This window comes from Rugamonas sp. DEMB1 (genome assembly GCF_029834475.1).
Taxonomy (GTDB): Bacteria; Pseudomonadota; Gammaproteobacteria; order Burkholderiales; family Burkholderiaceae_D; genus Rugamonas; species Rugamonas rubra.
The window spans coordinates 5,452,252-5,467,941 of record NZ_CP122407.1; the positions used below are offsets into that span (position 1 = coordinate 5,452,252).

A 15,690-nucleotide genomic window follows, 5' to 3' on the forward strand; every position below is an offset into this window, starting at 1 on the left:
CACCTCAGCGCGGGGCGACGGCGCTGGTCCGGTAGGCCGGCAGCGCGTTCGGCTTGAGGCCCTTGGCGCGCGCGTACACCGGCAGCACCAGGGCCATGTTCTTGTTCATCTCGGCGATGCGGCTGTCGCCGCTCGGGTGGGTCGACAGGAAGGGCAGCGGCTGGCCCTGGCTGACGGCGCCCATTTTTTCCCACAGCGCGATGCCGGCGCGCGGGTCGTAGCCGGCGCGCGCGGCCAGGTCGATGCCGACCATGTCGGCCTCGGTCTCCTCCTCGCGCGAGAAGTGCAGCACGGTCAGCTGGGCCGCCGCGTTGGTGGCGGCGCCGGTCAGCCGCGGGTCGACGCCGAGCCAGGCCGACAGGCCGGCGCCGGCCAGCTTGCCGACCAGGTTGGTGGCCTCCGACTTGGCGGCGCGCTCGCGGCCGTGCTCGCGCAGCGCGTGGCCGATCTCGTGGCCCATGACGATGGCCACCTCGTCGTCGGTCAGGTTGAGCTGGGTCAGGATGCCGCTGAAGAAGGCGATGCGCCCGCCCGGCATGCAGAAGGCGTTGACCTGCTTCGAGTTGAGCAGGTTGACCTCCCACTGCCAGCGCGCCGCCTCGGGGTTCCAGCGCGTGGCGTAGGGGATCAGCCGCTTGGCGATGGCGCGCAGGCGCAGCACCTGCGGATGGTTGGCCGGCACCAGCGCCTGCTTCTGCTGGGCCTCGCTGAGCAGCTGGCTGTACTGCAGCTTGGACTGCTGCTCGAACTGCTGCGGGTCGGAGAACACGCGCATGCGCGACATGCGGGTGACGGGGATGCCGTCCGGCTCGCCTTGCGGCTGGGCGTGGGCGGCGCCGGCGCCGGCGCAGACGGCCAGCGCCAGCATGGCGATTGTGTGTTTGACGGTTTTCATTGTTTGGCATTCCATGGTGCGATTTTCGGCAGCATCATCATGGCAGGAAAGGCCAGGAAGAAGCACACGATAAAGAACCAGAACCAGCCGGTTTCGGCGATGACGAAGCCGACCGAGGCGTTGACGAAGATGCGCGGCACCGAGGCCAGCGCGGAGAACAGGGCGTACTGCGTGGCGGTGTAGCGCGCGTCGGTCGAGCGCGACATGAAGGCGACCATCGCCGCGCCGCCCAGCCCCATGCTGGCGAAGGCCTCGAAACCGATCACTGCGGCCAGCAGCGGCGTGCTGGGGCCGACCAGCGCCAGCCAGGCGAAGCCGAGGATGGCCACCGCCTGCAGCGCGCCGAACACCCACAGGCCGCGATTGATACCCAGCCGTATCATCCACACGCCGCCGACGATGCCGCCGGCGATGCTGGCCCAGAAGCCGGTGGTGTTGGCGGCCCAGCCGATCTCGGTCATGCTGAAGCCGAGGTCGAGGTAAAACTTGGTGGCCAGCGCGGTGGCCATGCTGTCGCCCACCTTGTAGAGCAGGATGAAGGCCAGCAGCCACAGCGCGCGGCGCCAGCCGTCGCGCTCGATGAACTCCTTGAACGGCAGGACGACCGCCGCGCGCAGCGTGGCCGGCCGTTCGCCGTAGACCCGCGGCTCGCGGATCAGCAAGGCGCACAACAGGCCCGGCAGCATGAAGGCGGCGGTGATCCAGAACACCGGCGGCCAGGCCATGCGGTCGGCCAGGATCAGCGACAGCGCGCCCGGCACCATGCTCGACACCTTGTAGGCGTTGACGTAGACGGCGGCGCCCAGGCCCTGCTCGCGCTCGCTCAAGGTCTCGCTGCGGTAGGCGTCGATGACGATGTCCTGGCTGGCCGACAGGAAGGCCACCAGCGCCGTCGCCGCCACCACGGCGCCGACCTGCAAACGCGGATCGAGCATGCCCATGCCGCCGATGGCGAAGAACAGCGCGCATTGTGTCAGCACCATCCAGCCACGGCGCCGGCCGAAGCCGCCGAAGCTGAAGCGGTCCATCAGCGGCGCCCAGGTGAATTTCCAGAAATACGGGAACTGCAGCAGCGTGAACAGGCCCAGCACCTTCAGGCTCAGGCCCGACTTGGCCAGCCAGGCCTGCATCAGGCTGAGCAGAATGTACAGCGGCAGGCCGGAGCTAAAGCCCAGCACCACCAGCGCAGCCATGCGGCGGTTCAAATACGTGTGCCAGTTGGCGATCGGCTGCGCCGCCTTCTGCATCAGTGCACCGCCTTTTTGCGCAGGCGGAACACGGCCAGGTCGCCGCGCAGGTTGGGCAGCAGGCTGACGGTGCGGCCCTCGGCCAGGGCGACGCAGTCGACCACCTCCAGGCCGCACTCCTCGGCCAGCTGGCGGAAGTCCTTGATCGTCGCGCAGCGCACGTTGGGCGTGTCGTACCACTGGTAGGGCAGCGACTTCGAGACCGGCATGCGGCCCTTCAGCAGCGCCACCCGGTGCGGCCAGTAGGCGAAGTTGGGGAAGGAGACGATGGCCTCCTTGCCGACCCGGACGATGTCGCGCAGCAGGCGCTCGACGTGCTTCATCATCTGCAGCGAGGACAGGCACAGCACGGTGTCGAAGGAGTCGTCGCCGAACAGCGCCAGGCCCTTCTCCATGTCCTGCTGGATCACCTGCACGCCGCGCTGGGTGCTGGCCAGCACCTTGTCGTCGGCGATCTCGATGCCGTAGCCGCTGCACTGCTTGTCGCTCTGCAGATAGTCGAGCATGACGCCGTCGCCGCAGCCGACGTCGAGCACGTGGGCCGACTTGGGCACCCAGTGGGCGATGAAGGCCAGGTCCGGCCGGGCGCTGCTCAGTTGGTCGAAGTTCATGCGTGCTCCTTGCCGCTTGCTGCCTTGATCGATGGCGCCGCCGTGGCGGCGCCCTTGCCCGCCGTGGCGGTTTCCAGCCACACCTGCTGGTAGTAGGCGCGCACCATGTCCATGTAGCGCGGCTCTCCAGCAGGAAGGCGTCGTGGCCGTGCGGCGCGTCGATCTCGGCGTAGGTCACGCTGCGCCGGTTGCACACCAGCGCCTGCACGATCTCGCGGCTGCGCTCGGGCGAGAAGCGCCAGTCGGTGGTGAACGAGGCGAGGAAGAACTTGGCCCGGGTGCCGGCCAGCGCCTTGGCCAGGTCGCCGCCGTGGCCGCGCGCCGGGTCGAAGTAGTCGAGCGCCTTGGTGATCAGCAGGTAGGTGTTGGCGTCGAAGTACTCGGAGAACTTGTCGCCCTGGTAGCGCAGGTAGGACTCGATCTCGAAGTCGACGCCGAAGTCGAACTTGTAGTCGCCGCCGGCGGCCACGTCGCGCAGCTTGCGGCCGAACTTTTCCGCCATGTCGTCGTTCGACAGGTAGGTGATGTGGCCGACCATGCGCGCCACCCGCAGGCCGTTCTTCGGCACCACGCCGTGGGCGTAGAAGTCGCCGCCGTGGTAGTCGGGGTCGGACAGGATGGCCTGGCGCGCCACGTCGTTGAAGGCGATGTTCTGCGCCGACAGCTTGGCCGTCGAGGCGATCACCACGCAGTGGCGCAGCCGCGCCGGGAACAGGATGCTCCAGGCCAGCGCCTGCATGCCGCCCAGCGAGCCGCCCATCACGGCGGCGAACTGCGCGATGCCGAGGCGGTCGGCCAGGCGCGCCTGCGCCGCCACCCAGTCCTCCACCGTCACCACCGGGAAGCTGGCGCCGTAGGGTTTGCCGGTGGCCGGGTTGCTGTGCATCGGCCCGGTCGAGCCGAAGCAGGAGCCGAGGTTGTTGACGCCGATGACGAAGAACTTGTCGGTGTCGAGCGGCTTGCCGGGGCCGACCATGTTGTCCCACCAGCCGGTGCTCTTGGGCTGGCCCTGGTACTCGCCGGCGACGTGGTGCGAGGCGTTCAGGGCGTGGCAGACCAGCACGGCGTTCGACTTGTCGGCGTTGAGCGTGCCGTAGGTCTCGTACATCAGGGTGTAGTCGGCCAGCGCGGCGCCGCTTTGCAGCGGCAGCGGCTCGGCGAAGTGCATGGTTTGCGGGGTGACGTATCCAATGGATCGCATAAAATTGTCGATGGTAGTGGAGCGGCCCCACGGGCCAAAAATGATGCGCCGCCGCGAGGATGGGCGGCGCAGGCTGACAGCTTACAGTATCGGCGCCGCCCGGACCGCCGCGCGGTCGGCAGGTGCGCCGTCTCGCCGGTCTGTAGCTCCGGCCCCGTCGCGGCGGCCAAATGACAGTCCGCGCGACGGTGTGTTACAGGCGTTGCAGTTGCTCGACCGCCTCGGCGATCACCGCCGGCTCCATCGCCCGCATGACCTTGCGGGTCTGCGGCGTGATGCGCGCCAGGTCGCTGTTGAGGATCTCCTGCTTGACCGACAACAGCTGGGCCGGATGCATGGAGAACTCGCGCAGGCCCATGCCCAGCAGCAGGCGGGTCAGCTTGACGTCGCCGGCCATCTCGCCGCACACGGCGACGTCGATGCCGGCCTTGTGGCCGGCGGCGATGGTCATGGCGATCAGTTGCAGCACCGCCGGATGGAGTGGATTGTAAAGGTGCGCCACCTCATAATCAACCCGGTCGATGGCCAGGGTGTACTGGATCAGGTCGTTGGTGCCGATCGACAGGAAGTCCATCCGCTTGACGAACATCGGCAGCGCCAGCGCGGCGGCCGGGATTTCGATCATGGCGCCGACGTCGACGGCGTCGTCGAACTTGATGTCGGCCTCGCGCAGCTCGGCCTTGGCCTGGGCGATCATGGCCAGCGACTGGTCGATCTCGAAGGCGTGCGCCAGCATCGGGATCAGGATGCGCACCTTGCCGAAGGCCGAGGCGCGCAGGATGGCGCGCAGCTGGGTCAGGAAGATCTGCGGCTCGGCCAGGCAGTAGCGGATCGCCCGCAGGCCCAGCGCCGGGTTGAGCGCGGTGTGCTCGCTCTGGTCGAGCGGCTTGTCGGCGCCGATGTCGAGCGTGCGGATGGTCACCGGCCGGCCCTTCATCGCCACCACCGCGCGCTTGTACTGCTCGAACTGCTCGTCCTCGGAGGGGATCTTGCTGTTGCGGCCCATGAACAGGAACTCGGAGCGGAACAGGCCGACGCCGTTGGCGCCCGCCTCCAGCGCGGTGGCGCAGTCGTCGGGCAGCTCGATGTTGGCCATCAACAGGATGGTGGTGCCGTCGCGCGTCACCGCCGGGGTCTTCTTGAGCTTGTTGAGCTTCTTGCGCGCCCGTTGCAGCGCGCCCTGGCGTTCGCGGTACTGCTCCAGCACCAGGGTGCTGGGGTTGGCGATGACCACGCCGGCGTCGCCGTCGATGATCAGCCAGTCGTCCTGCTCGATCAGGGTGGAGGCCTGCGACATGCCGACCGCCGCCGGAATGTCCAGGCTGCGCGCGACGATGGCGGTGTGCGAGTTCTGCCCGCCGACGTCGGTGACGAAGCCGACGAAGCTGCGGTCGCGGAACTGCAGCATGTCGGCCGGCGAGATGTCGTGGGCGACGACGATCATCTGCGCCTGGAACTGCTCCTCGCCCAGCGTCTTGGGCAGGGTCTGCTCGCTGCCCAGCAGCACCTTCAGGACGCGCTCGGCGACCTGCTGGATGTCGGCCTTGCGCTCGCGCAGGTAGGGTCCTCGATCTCGTCGAACTGCGCCGACAACTCGTCGATCTGGGTCAGCAGCGCCCATTCGGCGTTGTAGTGGCGGCTGCGGATGATGTCGAGCGGCGCCTCGGAGATCATCGGGTCCGACAGGATCAGGGCGTGCACGTCGATGAAGGCGCCCAGCTCGGTGGGGGCGTCCTTGGGCAGCTCCAGCCACAAGGTCTGCAGCTCCTTGTGCACGGCGGCCAGCGCCTGCTGCAGGCGGCGCACCTCGGCCTCGAGGTGCTCCTCGGTGACCAGGTAGTGCTTGACGTCGAGCGCGGCCGGCGCCAGCAGGTGGGCCCGGCCGATCGCGATGCCGCGGGATACGGGAATGCCGTGAAGCGTGAACGATGCCATCGGTGGACCTGTCAGAGTACGGGGGCGGCTGTTCTCAGCGGGCATTACTCGCCTTCGCCAAACTTGTCGTTGACCAGTGCCGACAAGGCGGTGACGCAGTCCTGCTCGTCGCTGCCGTCGGCCTCCAAGGTGACCTTGGCGCCCTTGCCGGCGGCCAGCATCATCACGCCCATGATGGACTTGGCGTTGATGCGCCTGGCGTTGCGGGTGAGCCAGACGTCGCTTTGGAACTTCGCCGCCAACTGGGTGAACTTGGCCGAGGCGCGCGCATGCAAGCCAAGCTTGTTGATAATCTCAAGTTCTTGTTGAATCATTTTTTCTCGTCTCAATCAGTGCGCACTGCAAAAAACCGCCGCCACGGCCGGCGCGGCGGCTACCCTAGTTCTGTCCCACGCGGATGCGGTTGTCGACCCGCACCGCGCCGTTCTGCGCCCCGGCCAGGGCCATTTCCACCACCACGTCGAGCGCGTCGCGCCGGTAGGTGATGGCGCGCAGCAGCATCGGCAGGCTGATGCCGGCGATCACCTCGACGCGGCCGGCGTCGGCCAGCTTGTTGCAGCAGTTGGCCGGCGTGCCGCCCTTGACGTCGGTGATCACCAGCACGCCGTCGCCCTCGTCGAGGCGGGCGATGGCCGCCGCCGCCAGCGTCTGCACCTCGCCCAGGGCCTGGTCGGCGGTGACGTCGATCGCCTCGAGCCGCTCGGTCGGGCCGCGGAACACGTGGGCGCAGGCGGCGATGAAGGCCTGGCCCAGCGGCGCGTGTGTCATCAGCAGTATGCCAACCATATGCCTATTCCGCCAGTGAGGGCGAGCGTTTTGCAACGCGCGCCGCGCAATTAGTCGGCCGCCGGCTCATCGCGCCTGCTCCACCGCGTCGATGAACATGGCGGCGACGTCGAAGCCGGTCTGCTGGGCGATCTCCTGGAAGCAGGTCGGGCTGGTGACGTTGACCTCGGTGAGGAAGTCGCCGATCACGTCCAATCCTACCAGCAACAGGCCGCGGCTGGCCAGTTCCGGGCCGAGCGCCTCGGCGATCTCGCGGTCGCGCGCCGTCAGCGGCTGGGCCACGCCGGTGCCGCCGGCGGCCAGGTTGCCGCGCACCTCGCCGGCCTGGGGGATGCGCGCCAGCGAGAACGGCACCGCCTTGCCGTTGACGACGAGGATGCGCTTGTCGCCCTTGACGATCTCCGGAATGTAGCGCTGCGCCATGATGGTGCGGCGGCCGTTGTCCGTCAGCGTCTCGACCACGGCGCCCAGGTTCAGGCCCTCGGCGTTGATGCGGAACACGCCGGCGCCGCCCATGCCGTCGAGCGGCTTGAGGATGATGTCGCCGTGGTGGGCCTGGAAGGCGCGGATGCGCGCCTCGTTCGAGGTCACCAGGGTCGGCGCGGTGTACTGCGAGAACTGGGCGATGGCCAGCTTCTCGTTGTGGTCGCGGATCGCCGAGGGCTTGTTGAACACCCGCGCGCCCTGCCGCTCGGCCAGCTCGAGCAGGTAGGTGCCGTAGATGTACTCCATGTCGAACGGCGGGTCCTTGCGCTGGAGGATGGCGTCGAAGGTCGACAGGTCGGTCTCGTGCGCCGGCGCGGCGCGGTACCAGTCGTGGCTGTCGCCGGTCAGCGTCAGGCGGGCGGCGTTGGCGAACACGCTGCCGCCGTCGAGCGCCATGTCGCGCTGTTCGAAGGCGTAGACGGCGTGGCCGCGGCGGTCGGCCTCGACCATCATGGCGTAGGTCGAATCCTTGTAGGTCTTGAAACCTGCCAGGGGATCGGCGAGGAAAGCGATTTTCATGGGCGCATCCAATCTGGGTAATGCCTGATTTTAGCCGATGTCGGCCGCCGGCACCTCGGGCGGCCCCGGCCGTGCGCCGCGCTCAGTAGACTTCCGGGTTCGGATCGGTGCGTTCCATCTCCAGCGAGGCCGCCAGCAGGGCCAGCCGGGCCACCACGCCGTAGACGTAGAAGCGGTTCGGCGCCGCCGTGCCGGGCTTGGCCTTCAGGTCGGGCACGGCGTGCTGCTGGGCGAAGGCCAGCGGCACGTACTGCGAGCCGGGCGCGTTGAGGTTCTGGTCGACACCCTTTTCGGCGTGGACGCGGTAGAAGCCGCCGACCACGTAGCGGTCGATCATGTAGACCACCGGCTCGGCGACGGCGTCCTTGATGCTCTCGAAGGTCGGCACGCCCTCCTGGATGATGATGTCGCTGACCACCTTGCCGTCCTTGACCACCGACAGGCGCTCGCGCTGGGCCGGCGTCAGCGCCTTGATCTCGGCCGAGTCCTTGATGGTCAGGATGCCGGTGCCGTAGGTGCCGGCGTCGGGCTTGATGATGACGAAGGGCTTGTGCTCCTTGATGCCGTATTCCTTGTACTTCTTCTTGATCTTGGCCAGCAGGGTGTCGATGTTGGCGATCAGGCAGTCCTCGCCCTCGCCGGTGCGCAGGTTGACCTCGCCGCACTTGGCGTGGAAGGGGTTGAGCATCCACGGGTCGACGCCGATCAGCTTGCCGAACTTCTTGGCCACCTCGTCGTAGGCGGCCAGGTGGTTGCTCTTGCGCCGCAGCGCCCAGCCGGCGTGCAGCGGCGGCAGCAGGCTCTGCTCGTGGATGTTCTGCAAAATCTCCGGGATGCCGGCCGACAGGTCGTTGTTGAGCAGGATGGTGCAGGGGTCGAAGTCCTTCAGCCCCAGGCGGCGGCCGTTGGCCGAGCGCACCAGCGGCTCGATGACCAGCATGTTGCCGTCGGGCAGGGCCAGCGGGGTCGGCTGGGTGATCTCCGGCGACAACGAGCCGAGCCGCACGTGCAGCCCGGTCTGGCGGAAGATCTGCATCAGCCGCGCCACGTTCTGCAGGTACAGCGGATGGCGCTCGCGCACCTCGGGGATCAGCAGCAGGTTGCGCGCGTCCGGGCAATACTTGTCGATGGCGGCCATGGCGGCCTGCACCGACAGGGGCAGCATCTCGGTGGCCAGGTTGTTGAAGCCGCCGGGGAACAGGTTGGTGTCGACCGGGGCCAGCTTGTAGCCGGCGTTGCGCATGTCGACCGAGCAATAGAACGGCGGCGTGTGCTCCTGCCACTCGAGTCGGAACCAACGTTCGATGGCCGGCGTGGCGGCCAGGATTTTTTCTTCGAGGTCGAGCAGCGGTCCGGTCAGGGCCGTGACGAGATGGGGAACCATGGTTACTTCCTTAATATGCGTGCCGGACAGGGACAGGGCACACCGGGCTATCTATATTACCGTGCAACTACCCCAAATCGGGGCGAAAACCGCGTTTTAAAGGCCGAAAACAAAAAAAGCGCCCCAGGCTGGGGCGCTTTCGGCTGGCCCGCGCGCGGCGGGCCGGTCCATGCGGGGGTCAGGCGTGGTAGGCGGACTCGCCGTGGCTGGTGATGTCCAGGCCTTCGCGCTCTTCCTCTTCCGGCACGCGCAGGCCGATCACCACGTCGACCAGCTTGTAGGCGATCACCGAAACGATGGCCGACCAGATGATGGTGGTGCCGACGGCGGTGGCCTGGGTGGTCACCTGGCCGACGATCGAGTAGGCGTCGGTCGACATCTTGTTGCCGACGTAGTCGAAGATGCCCTGGCCGCCCAGCGAAGGCGAGGCGAACACGCCGGTCAGCAGCGCGCCGAGGATACCGCCGACGCCGTGCACACCGAACACGTCGAGCGAGTCGTCGGCGCCGAGCAGGCGTTTCAGACCGTTCACACCCCACAGGCAGACCACACCGGCGAGCAGGCCGATGACCAGCGCGCCCATCGGACCGACGTAGCCGCAGGCCGGGGTGATGGCCACCAGGCCGGCCACCGCGCCGGAGGCGCCGCCCAGCATCGACGGCTTGCCCTTGGCGATCCATTCGCCGCCGACCCACGAGACGGTGGCGGCGGCGGTGGCCAACAGGGTGTTGATGAAGGCCAGGGCGGCGACGTCGCCCGCTTCCAGCGCCGAGCCGGCGTTGAAGCCGAACCAGCCGACCCACAGCAGCGAAGCGCCGATCATGGTCATGGTCAAGGAGTGCGGCGCCATCGATTCACGGCCGTAGCCGACGCGTTTGCCGATCATGAAGGCACCGACCAGGCCGGCGACGGCGGCGTTGATGTGCACCACGGTGCCGCCGGCGAAGTCCAGCGCGCCCTTTTGCCACAGCCAGCCGGCCTTGGCGCCTTCGGTGACGGCGCTAGCGGCGTCCTTGATGGCGTCCGGACCGGTCCAGAACCAGACCATGTGGGCGATCGGCAGGTAGGAGAAGGTGAACCACAGCACGACGAAGGCCAGCACGGCGACGAACTTGGCGCGCTCGGCGAAGGCGCCGATGATCAGCGCGCAGGTGATGGCGGCGAAGGTGGCCTGGAAGGCGACAAAGACGAACTCGGGCAGCACGACGCCCTTGCTGAAGGTGGCGGCGGTGGAGAAGGCGGCCTTGGTCGGGTCCCAGATGCCGTTCAGGAACAGGCGGTCGAACTTGCCGTAGACGGCGTTGCCCTCGGTGAAGGCCAGCGAGTAGCCGTAGATGCACCACAGCACGATGATGACGGCGAAGACCATGAACACTTGCAACAGGATCGACAGCATGTTTTTCGAGCGCACCAGGCCGCCGTAGAACAGGGCCAGGCCGGGGATGGTCATCATGATGACCAGCATGGTCGAGGTCATCATCCAGGCCGTGTCGCCCTTGTTCGGGGTGGGCGCGGCGGCGGCCGGCGCCTCGGCCGGCGCGGCGGCGGCCGGGGCGGCGGCCGGCGCTGCTACCGGAGCGGCGGCGGGAACAACGGCGGGCGCGGCGGCGGCCGCCGCCGGCGCGGCCTCGGCCGGCTTGGCCTCGTCGGCGGCGAAGGCCGGCGCGGCGAGGTTACATGCGAACAGGAAAGCGACCCCAGCTAGCAACTTGGTTATTGTTTTTTTCATCAATGTTCCCCTTAAAGTGCTTCGTTGCCGGTTTCGCCGGTGCGGATGCGGATCACCTGCTCCAGGTTGTAGACGAAGATCTTGCCGTCGCCGATCTTGCCGGTGCGCGCGGCGCCCTCGATGGCCTCGATCGCCTGGTCGACGATGGCGTCGTCGACGGCCGCCTCGATCTTGGTCTTGGGCAGGAAGTCGACCACGTATTCGGCGCCGCGATACAGCTCGGTGTGGCCCTTTTGCCGGCCGAAACCCTTGACCTCGGTGACGGTGATGCCTTGCACGTTGATCGCCGACAAGGCTTCACGCACCTCGTCGAGCTTGAACGGCTTGATAATGGCGGTAATCATTTTCATGCTGGCCTCGCTTAGAAGGTTTTGGAGATGGTCAGGACGGCGCCGGTCTTGGCGGTGCTCTTGCCGGCCGGGGTGACGTAGGCGTTGCTGTCGGCGTAGACGGCGGCCAGCGCCACGGTGGCGAAGCCGAAGTCCTTGCTCACGCCGACCTTGTAGTCGCTGTAGCTGGAGGCGCCGTTGTTCTTGACGTTTTGGTGGCCGATGTGCATGCCCAGGTTGTAGCCGTCGTAGACGTCGTAGGTGAAGGCCGCCTCCAGGTAGCCGCTGTTCTTGCTGTCGACAAAGCCGAACAGGTTGGTGGTCGAGTGCGAGTACTTGACCGAGAACGGGCCGGCCGCCAGCTGGCCGTACAGCTCGAAGGTGTTGGCGCTCGGGTGCAGGCCGTTGGACGGGTAGAAGTAGTACAGGCCGCCGACGTCGTAGGCGATGTCCTTGCTGATCTCGCCGCGCTTGCCACCGTAGATGTCCCATTCGATGTCGCCGTCGCCGCCCGCGTCCTTGGTCCACTTGATCGTCGACAGCCAGGTGCCGGCGTAGAAACCGCTAGGATTGTGGGTATAATCCGCCCCGCCCTGCAGCGCCGGATTCAAGCGCGATTGCGAGATGCCGCGGAAACGGTAGTCGCTGGTCAGCGCGACGTTGTAGCTGACTTCGTTGTCCGGCTTGGCTGCGGCGGCTTCTTCCGCATGGGCCGAGACGGCGCCGAAAGAGGCAAAGGCCAAGGTCAGTGCGGCGGCAAGAGTAAGATTCTTGGTGAGGCTTTTCATGGCGATTTCCTTTGAATTGAACTTGGGTAGCGGTTGCGGTTTAAAATCTAGGCTGATCAAAAGCTTTCACCAGTACCTGTAGCAGAATGCGTGCCAGCTAATGTTGGTGGACAGGCAGTTGCAACAGTGTCTAGGCAAGCGGATTGAGGCAGGCTGAGGTGAGAATCGCGGTCGGCGCACTAGTCAGCATCAAAAATTCGCACCACATTAGGCCGAAGTGCACTGCAATGGTGCGTTGCATTGTCGGCCACATCAAGGACTATCATGGATATGAATACTTTTTTTAACGACTTGCAGAGCAAGATCAACCAAGCCATCGAGAATTCGCCGGCCAAAGACATCGAAAAGAACGTCAAATCGATGATGACCCAGGGTTTTTCACGCCTCGATCTGGTCACCCGCGAGGAGTTCGACATCCAGGCCCAGGTGCTGGCCAAGACCCGCAGCAAGCTCGAAGCGGTGGAAGCCCGCCTGGCCGAGCTGGAAGCGCGCCTCGACGGCGCGAAGTAAGCACCCGCCCACCTGCGCCGACGCGGCCGATGCCCGGCCCGTCCGCGGCCAAAACACGGCCGCCGTGGTGCGGCCATGGCACCAGCATGGCGCAAACGCATGACCGCCGCGTGACGCCGGCACGCCGGGCGCGACTAGCGCATCGCTACTGTTGCGAAATTGGCATGCCGAAGTCCACCCCGCCACCTCCTGCCGCGTGAAACAGCCGCGCGCTTAGTCTGGCGCAAGGCGCCGCGCCCGCCGCGCTCTACGATTTCAGCTGCAGTCCCCTCCTTCCCGAGCGAGGAATCCGATGAGCTTAGCCGTGCTGAAAAGCCGCGCCCTGGCCGGCATGGAGGCGCCGGAAGTGAGCGTCGAGGTGCATCTGGCCAACGGCCTGCCCTCCTTCACCATCGTCGGCCTGCCCGAGACCGAGGTCAAAGAGGCGCGCGACCGGGTCCGCGCGGCGATCCAGAACGGCGGCTTCGAGATGCCGGCCCAGCGCATCACCGTCAACCTGGCGCCGGCCGACCTGCCCAAGGAATCCGGCCGCTTCGACCTGCCGATCGCGCTCGGCATATTGGCCGCCTCGCGCCAACTTCCCTCCAGCCAATTGCACCGCTATGAATACGCCGGCGAACTGTCGCTGTCGGGCGAGTTGCGGCCCATCCGCGGCGCGCTGGCGATGTCCTTCGCCATGCGCCGCGACGGCGCCGAGCACGCCTTCATCGTGCCGCAGGCCAACGCCGACGAGGCGGCCCTGGTGGCCGGCGCCGCCATCTACCCGGCCCGCTCGCTGCTGCAAGTGTGCGCCCACTTCGCCGCGCTGACGCCGGACGCCGCCCTGCAGCGCCACCAGCCCAGCCTGCTGCTGGCGGCCGCCGAGTACGCCGACTTCGCCGAGGTGAAAGGCCAGCTGTTCGCCAAGCGCGCGCTGGAGGTGGCGGCGGCGGGAGGCCACAGCGTGCTGTTGGTCGGCTCGCCCGGCACCGGCAAGACCATGCTGGCTAGCCGCTTCGCCGGCCTGTTGCCGCCGATGAGCGACGAGGAGGCGCTGGAGTCGGCCGCCGTGCAATCGCTCTGCGGCCGCTTCAACCCCGAGCTGTGGAAGCGCCGGCCGTTCCGCGCACCGCACCACACCGCCTCGGGGCCGGCCCTGGTCGGCGGCGGCGGCCAACCCCGGCCGGGCGAGATCTCGCTGGCCCATTGCGGCGTGCTGTTCCTCGACGAGCTGGCCGAATTCGACCGCCGTGTGCTCGACGTGCTGCGCGAACCGATGGAATCGGGCCGCATCGTCATTTCGCGCGCGGCGCGCCAGGCCGAGTTCCCCGCCCGCTTCCAGCTGATCGCCGCGATGAACCCCTGCCCCTGCGGCTACCTGGGCCATGCCAGCGGCCAATGCCGCTGCTCGCCCGATACCATCCTGCGCTACCAGGGCCGCATCTCCGGCCCGCTGCTCGACCGCATCGACATCCAGCTCGAAATGGCCGAGGTGGAGCCGGAGACCTTGGCCGCCCCGGCCGACGGCGACAGCAGCGCCGTCATCGCGGCGCGCGTCGAACAAGCCCGCCTGCGGCAATTGCAACGCCAACAAAAGAGCAACCAGCAACTGTTGCCGCGCGACATAGACCGCCACTGCAAGCCGGACCGCGCCGGCGAATATCTGTTGCGCAGCACCATGCAGCAATTCCAATGGTCGGCGCGCGCCTACCACCGCGTGTTGCGCGTGGCCCGCAGCGTCGCCGACCTGGCCGGCGCACGCACCATCAACCAGGCCCATGTGGGCGAAGCGATACAGTACCGGCGCGCGCTGCGCGAGCGCTGAGGCCGTGCCGTTTGCCCGCGCGCCCCGCGGCCTGCTACCATCAGGCATGCGAAAACTTTCCCTCCCCCTCCTCCTGGCGACGGTGCTGACCGGCGCCGTCCTGTCCGCCTGCAGCCCCAAGTTCGACTGGCGCGACTACCGTAGCAACGACGCCCCCTACGCCGTGCTGTTCCCCGGCAAGCCGGCGACGCAAACGCGCAATATCGACCTGGCCGGCACCGAGGTGAGCATGACCATGGCCGCCGCCGAGGTCGACGGCATCACCTTCGCCGTCGGCAGCGCGCTGCTGGCGGACGCGGCCAAGGCACAGGCGGCCTTGCCGGCGATGAAGACGGCGCTGCTCAAGAACATCGGCGCCAGCGTGACCACAGACAAGGTGGCGGCGCAATCGTCGGGCAACGGCAGCGCGGCGGCACAGCAAACCACGCTGGACGTCGAGGCCAAGGGCACGCGCAACGGCGAACCGATGCTGCTGATCGGCCGCTTCGTCGCCAAGGACAAACGGATCTATCAAGTCATCATCATGGGGCGGGAAAAACACATTGTGCGCGAGACAGTTGACACCTTCCTGAGCTCCTTTAAACTGAACTAAGTTTCAACAGCGAAGACCACAGACGGCCGCTTGTTTGCTGAACCGGAAGCATCTTGCCTACATCTTGAAATATTCAAAATGGCAAGTCGTGCTATTGTTTGAAGCTACTAACAACAAGACTCGGAAAGCACTTATGTTGATTACTTTTAAATCCAAATCATCGCCAGAAGTCCTGATGTATCAGGAACATGCACAACGCATACTGGATCTGCTGCACAAGAGTCCTACCCGGGGAGTGATTACCGCCGCCGAGGCGGCAACGGCCCTGTCGCTGCTCGAGCACGAGGTGGCGCTCAGCAAACAACATCCCGATGTGGATGTCGAGCACGACATCCACGCCCACGAGGCGGAGGACGGCGAAACCCAGGAGCATGCCGTGCAACAGCGCGTCGGCTTCGCGGCGCGCGCCTATCCGCTGTTGGAAATGCTGCGCGCGGCCAAGCAGGACGGCAACGACATCGTCTGGGGCATCTGAGCCGCATAGACGAAAAAACCGTACGTGGATGAGATGGCCTGGGCCATGACATCCACGTACGGTTTTTTACATTGGGACGTAAAAAAACCCCCGCCCGCACTGAACGCGATCTTGAGCGCGTTCAGGCTGGTGGGGGTTTTTACACTACTACATATAACTAGCCTGACGATAACCTACTTTCACACTGGTTGCAGCACTATCATCGGCGCAGAGTTGTTTCACGGTCCTGTTCGGGATGGGAAGGGGTGGTACCAACTTGCTATGGTCATCAGGCATTGACTTGTACGAACGCGCGTCCCCGATGGGCGACGGCGCTCTAAAATTGGGAAGAAGTATCGGTAAAGAATGGGGTAATGAACGATGTATCAACAACTCAGGCGACACGTAGTTCTTATTCTT

14 protein-coding genes, 1 rRNA gene and 2 pseudogenes are annotated in these 15,690 nt (G+C 66.5%); 4 read left to right on the forward strand and 13 right to left on the reverse strand.

The annotated features are described in order from the left end of the window. Window positions 1-4: 4 nt before the first annotated feature. From QC826_RS25155 to QC826_RS25210, 12 genes and pseudogenes are all read right to left on the reverse strand, one after another. Entirely contained in the window at window positions 5-895 is an 891-nt protein-coding gene (locus tag QC826_RS25155) for a M48 family metallopeptidase (protein WP_279762944.1), read from the reverse strand. Beyond that, window positions 892-2,142, reverse strand: a complete 1,251-nt coding sequence (locus tag QC826_RS25160; protein ID WP_279762945.1) for an AmpG family muropeptide MFS transporter — start codon at window positions 2,140-2,142, stop codon at window positions 892-894. Before QC826_RS25160 ends, QC826_RS25155 begins: the two co-directional genes overlap by 4 nt. Beyond that, the gene (gene metW, locus QC826_RS25165; RefSeq protein ID WP_279762946.1) at window positions 2,142-2,753 is read right to left on the reverse strand and encodes a methionine biosynthesis protein MetW; all 612 of its coding nucleotides are present in this window, start codon (window positions 2,751-2,753) and stop codon (window positions 2,142-2,144) included. Before metW ends, QC826_RS25160 begins: the two co-directional genes overlap by 1 nt. Continuing rightward, a pseudogene (locus QC826_RS25170) lies at window positions 2,750-3,921 on the reverse strand (homoserine O-acetyltransferase). Before QC826_RS25170 ends, metW begins: the two are co-directional and overlap by 4 nt. A 226-nt stretch (window positions 3,922-4,147) precedes the next feature. Then, window positions 4,148-5,889 (reverse strand): annotated as a pseudogene (ptsP, locus tag QC826_RS25175) (phosphoenolpyruvate--protein phosphotransferase). A 44-nt stretch (window positions 5,890-5,933) separates the two neighbouring features. Then, complete coding sequence (locus QC826_RS25180) at window positions 5,934-6,203, reverse strand: HPr family phosphocarrier protein (RefSeq protein WP_279762947.1); 270 nt, start codon at window positions 6,201-6,203, stop codon at window positions 5,934-5,936. Window positions 6,204-6,267: 64 nt separating this feature from the next. After that, window positions 6,268-6,675 (reverse strand): PTS sugar transporter subunit IIA, encoded by a 408-nt coding sequence (locus QC826_RS25185; protein ID WP_279762948.1) that lies wholly within the window; start codon window positions 6,673-6,675, stop codon window positions 6,268-6,270. Window positions 6,676-6,741: 66 nt separating this feature from the next. After that, window positions 6,742-7,680, reverse strand: a complete 939-nt coding sequence (gene gshB, locus QC826_RS25190) for a glutathione synthase (RefSeq protein ID WP_279762949.1) — start codon at window positions 7,678-7,680, stop codon at window positions 6,742-6,744. An 82-nt stretch (window positions 7,681-7,762) separates the two neighbouring features. Continuing rightward, the gene (gene gshA / locus QC826_RS25195) at window positions 7,763-9,064 is read right to left on the reverse strand and encodes a glutamate--cysteine ligase (RefSeq protein WP_093389855.1); all 1,302 of its coding nucleotides are present in this window, start codon (window positions 9,062-9,064) and stop codon (window positions 7,763-7,765) included. A gap of 178 nt (window positions 9,065-9,242) precedes the next feature. Then, window positions 9,243-10,793: an ammonium transporter gene (locus QC826_RS25200; RefSeq protein WP_279762950.1), complete on the reverse strand. Its 1,551-nt coding sequence runs from the start codon at window positions 10,791-10,793 to the stop codon at window positions 9,243-9,245. Window positions 10,794-10,804: 11 nt separating this feature from the next. Beyond that, window positions 10,805-11,143: a P-II family nitrogen regulator gene (locus QC826_RS25205; RefSeq protein ID WP_010393464.1), complete on the reverse strand. Its 339-nt coding sequence runs from the start codon at window positions 11,141-11,143 to the stop codon at window positions 10,805-10,807. Between the two features lie 11 nt (window positions 11,144-11,154). Further along, on the reverse strand, window positions 11,155-11,910 hold the full coding sequence (locus tag QC826_RS25210) for a TorF family putative porin (protein WP_279762951.1): 756 nt from the start codon (window positions 11,908-11,910) through the stop codon (window positions 11,155-11,157). 264 nt (window positions 11,911-12,174) lie between these two features. On the opposite strand from QC826_RS25210, the gene QC826_RS25215 reads away from it, so the two are divergent. From QC826_RS25215 to QC826_RS25230, 4 genes are all read left to right on the forward strand, one after another. Beyond that, window positions 12,175-12,420: an accessory factor UbiK family protein gene (locus QC826_RS25215; protein WP_093389852.1), complete on the forward strand. Its 246-nt coding sequence runs from the start codon at window positions 12,175-12,177 to the stop codon at window positions 12,418-12,420. A gap of 292 nt (window positions 12,421-12,712) precedes the next feature. Further along, window positions 12,713-14,224: a YifB family Mg chelatase-like AAA ATPase gene (locus tag QC826_RS25220; RefSeq protein ID WP_279762952.1), complete on the forward strand. Its 1,512-nt coding sequence runs from the start codon at window positions 12,713-12,715 to the stop codon at window positions 14,222-14,224. 46 nt (window positions 14,225-14,270) lie between these two features. Next, window positions 14,271-14,816 carry a hypothetical protein gene (locus tag QC826_RS25225; RefSeq protein ID WP_279762953.1) on the forward strand — a complete coding sequence of 182 codons (546 nt, stop codon included), beginning with the start codon at window positions 14,271-14,273 and terminating at the stop codon, window positions 14,814-14,816. Window positions 14,817-14,949: 133 nt separating this feature from the next. Beyond that, window positions 14,950-15,291, forward strand: coding sequence for a DUF1840 domain-containing protein (locus QC826_RS25230; protein ID WP_279762954.1), 342 nt, complete (start codon window positions 14,950-14,952; stop codon window positions 15,289-15,291). Window positions 15,292-15,451: 160 nt separating this feature from the next. On the opposite strand, the gene rrf is transcribed toward QC826_RS25230, so the two are convergent. Further along, window positions 15,452-15,564 (reverse strand): 5S ribosomal RNA (rrf, locus tag QC826_RS25235). Window positions 15,565-15,690: the final 126 nt, after the last annotated feature.

What these genes read in the sequence shown, in the direction of transcription:
- QC826_RS25155 (WP_279762944.1), bottom strand. Translation starts at nt 895, where the DNA reads ATGAAAACCGTCAAACACACAATCGCCATGCTGGCGCTGGCCGTCTGC.
- QC826_RS25210 (WP_279762951.1), bottom strand. Translation starts at nt 11,910, where the DNA reads ATGAAAAGCCTCACCAAGAATCTTACTCTTGCCGCCGCACTGACCTTG.
- metW (WP_279762946.1), bottom strand. Translation starts at nt 2,753, where the DNA reads ATGAACTTCGACCAACTGAGCAGCGCCCGGCCGGACCTGGCCTTCATC.
- QC826_RS25160 (WP_279762945.1), bottom strand. Translation starts at nt 2,142, where the DNA reads ATGCAGAAGGCGGCGCAGCCGATCGCCAACTGGCACACGTATTTGAAC.
- QC826_RS25225 (WP_279762953.1), top strand. Translation starts at nt 14,271, where the DNA reads ATGCGAAAACTTTCCCTCCCCCTCCTCCTGGCGACGGTGCTGACCGGC.
- QC826_RS25230 (WP_279762954.1), top strand. Translation starts at nt 14,950, where the DNA reads ATGTTGATTACTTTTAAATCCAAATCATCGCCAGAAGTCCTGATGTAT.
- QC826_RS25215 (WP_093389852.1), top strand. Translation starts at nt 12,175, where the DNA reads ATGGATATGAATACTTTTTTTAACGACTTGCAGAGCAAGATCAACCAA.
- gshB (WP_279762949.1), bottom strand. Translation starts at nt 7,680, where the DNA reads ATGAAAATCGCTTTCCTCGCCGATCCCCTGGCAGGTTTCAAGACCTAC.
- QC826_RS25180 (WP_279762947.1), bottom strand. Translation starts at nt 6,203, where the DNA reads ATGATTCAACAAGAACTTGAGATTATCAACAAGCTTGGCTTGCATGCG.
- gshA (WP_093389855.1), bottom strand. Translation starts at nt 9,064, where the DNA reads ATGGTTCCCCATCTCGTCACGGCCCTGACCGGACCGCTGCTCGACCTC.
- QC826_RS25185 (WP_279762948.1), bottom strand. Translation starts at nt 6,675, where the DNA reads ATGGTTGGCATACTGCTGATGACACACGCGCCGCTGGGCCAGGCCTTC.
- QC826_RS25220 (WP_279762952.1), top strand. Translation starts at nt 12,713, where the DNA reads ATGAGCTTAGCCGTGCTGAAAAGCCGCGCCCTGGCCGGCATGGAGGCG.
- QC826_RS25205 (WP_010393464.1), bottom strand. Translation starts at nt 11,143, where the DNA reads ATGAAAATGATTACCGCCATTATCAAGCCGTTCAAGCTCGACGAGGTG.
- QC826_RS25200 (WP_279762950.1), bottom strand. Translation starts at nt 10,793, where the DNA reads ATGAAAAAAACAATAACCAAGTTGCTAGCTGGGGTCGCTTTCCTGTTC.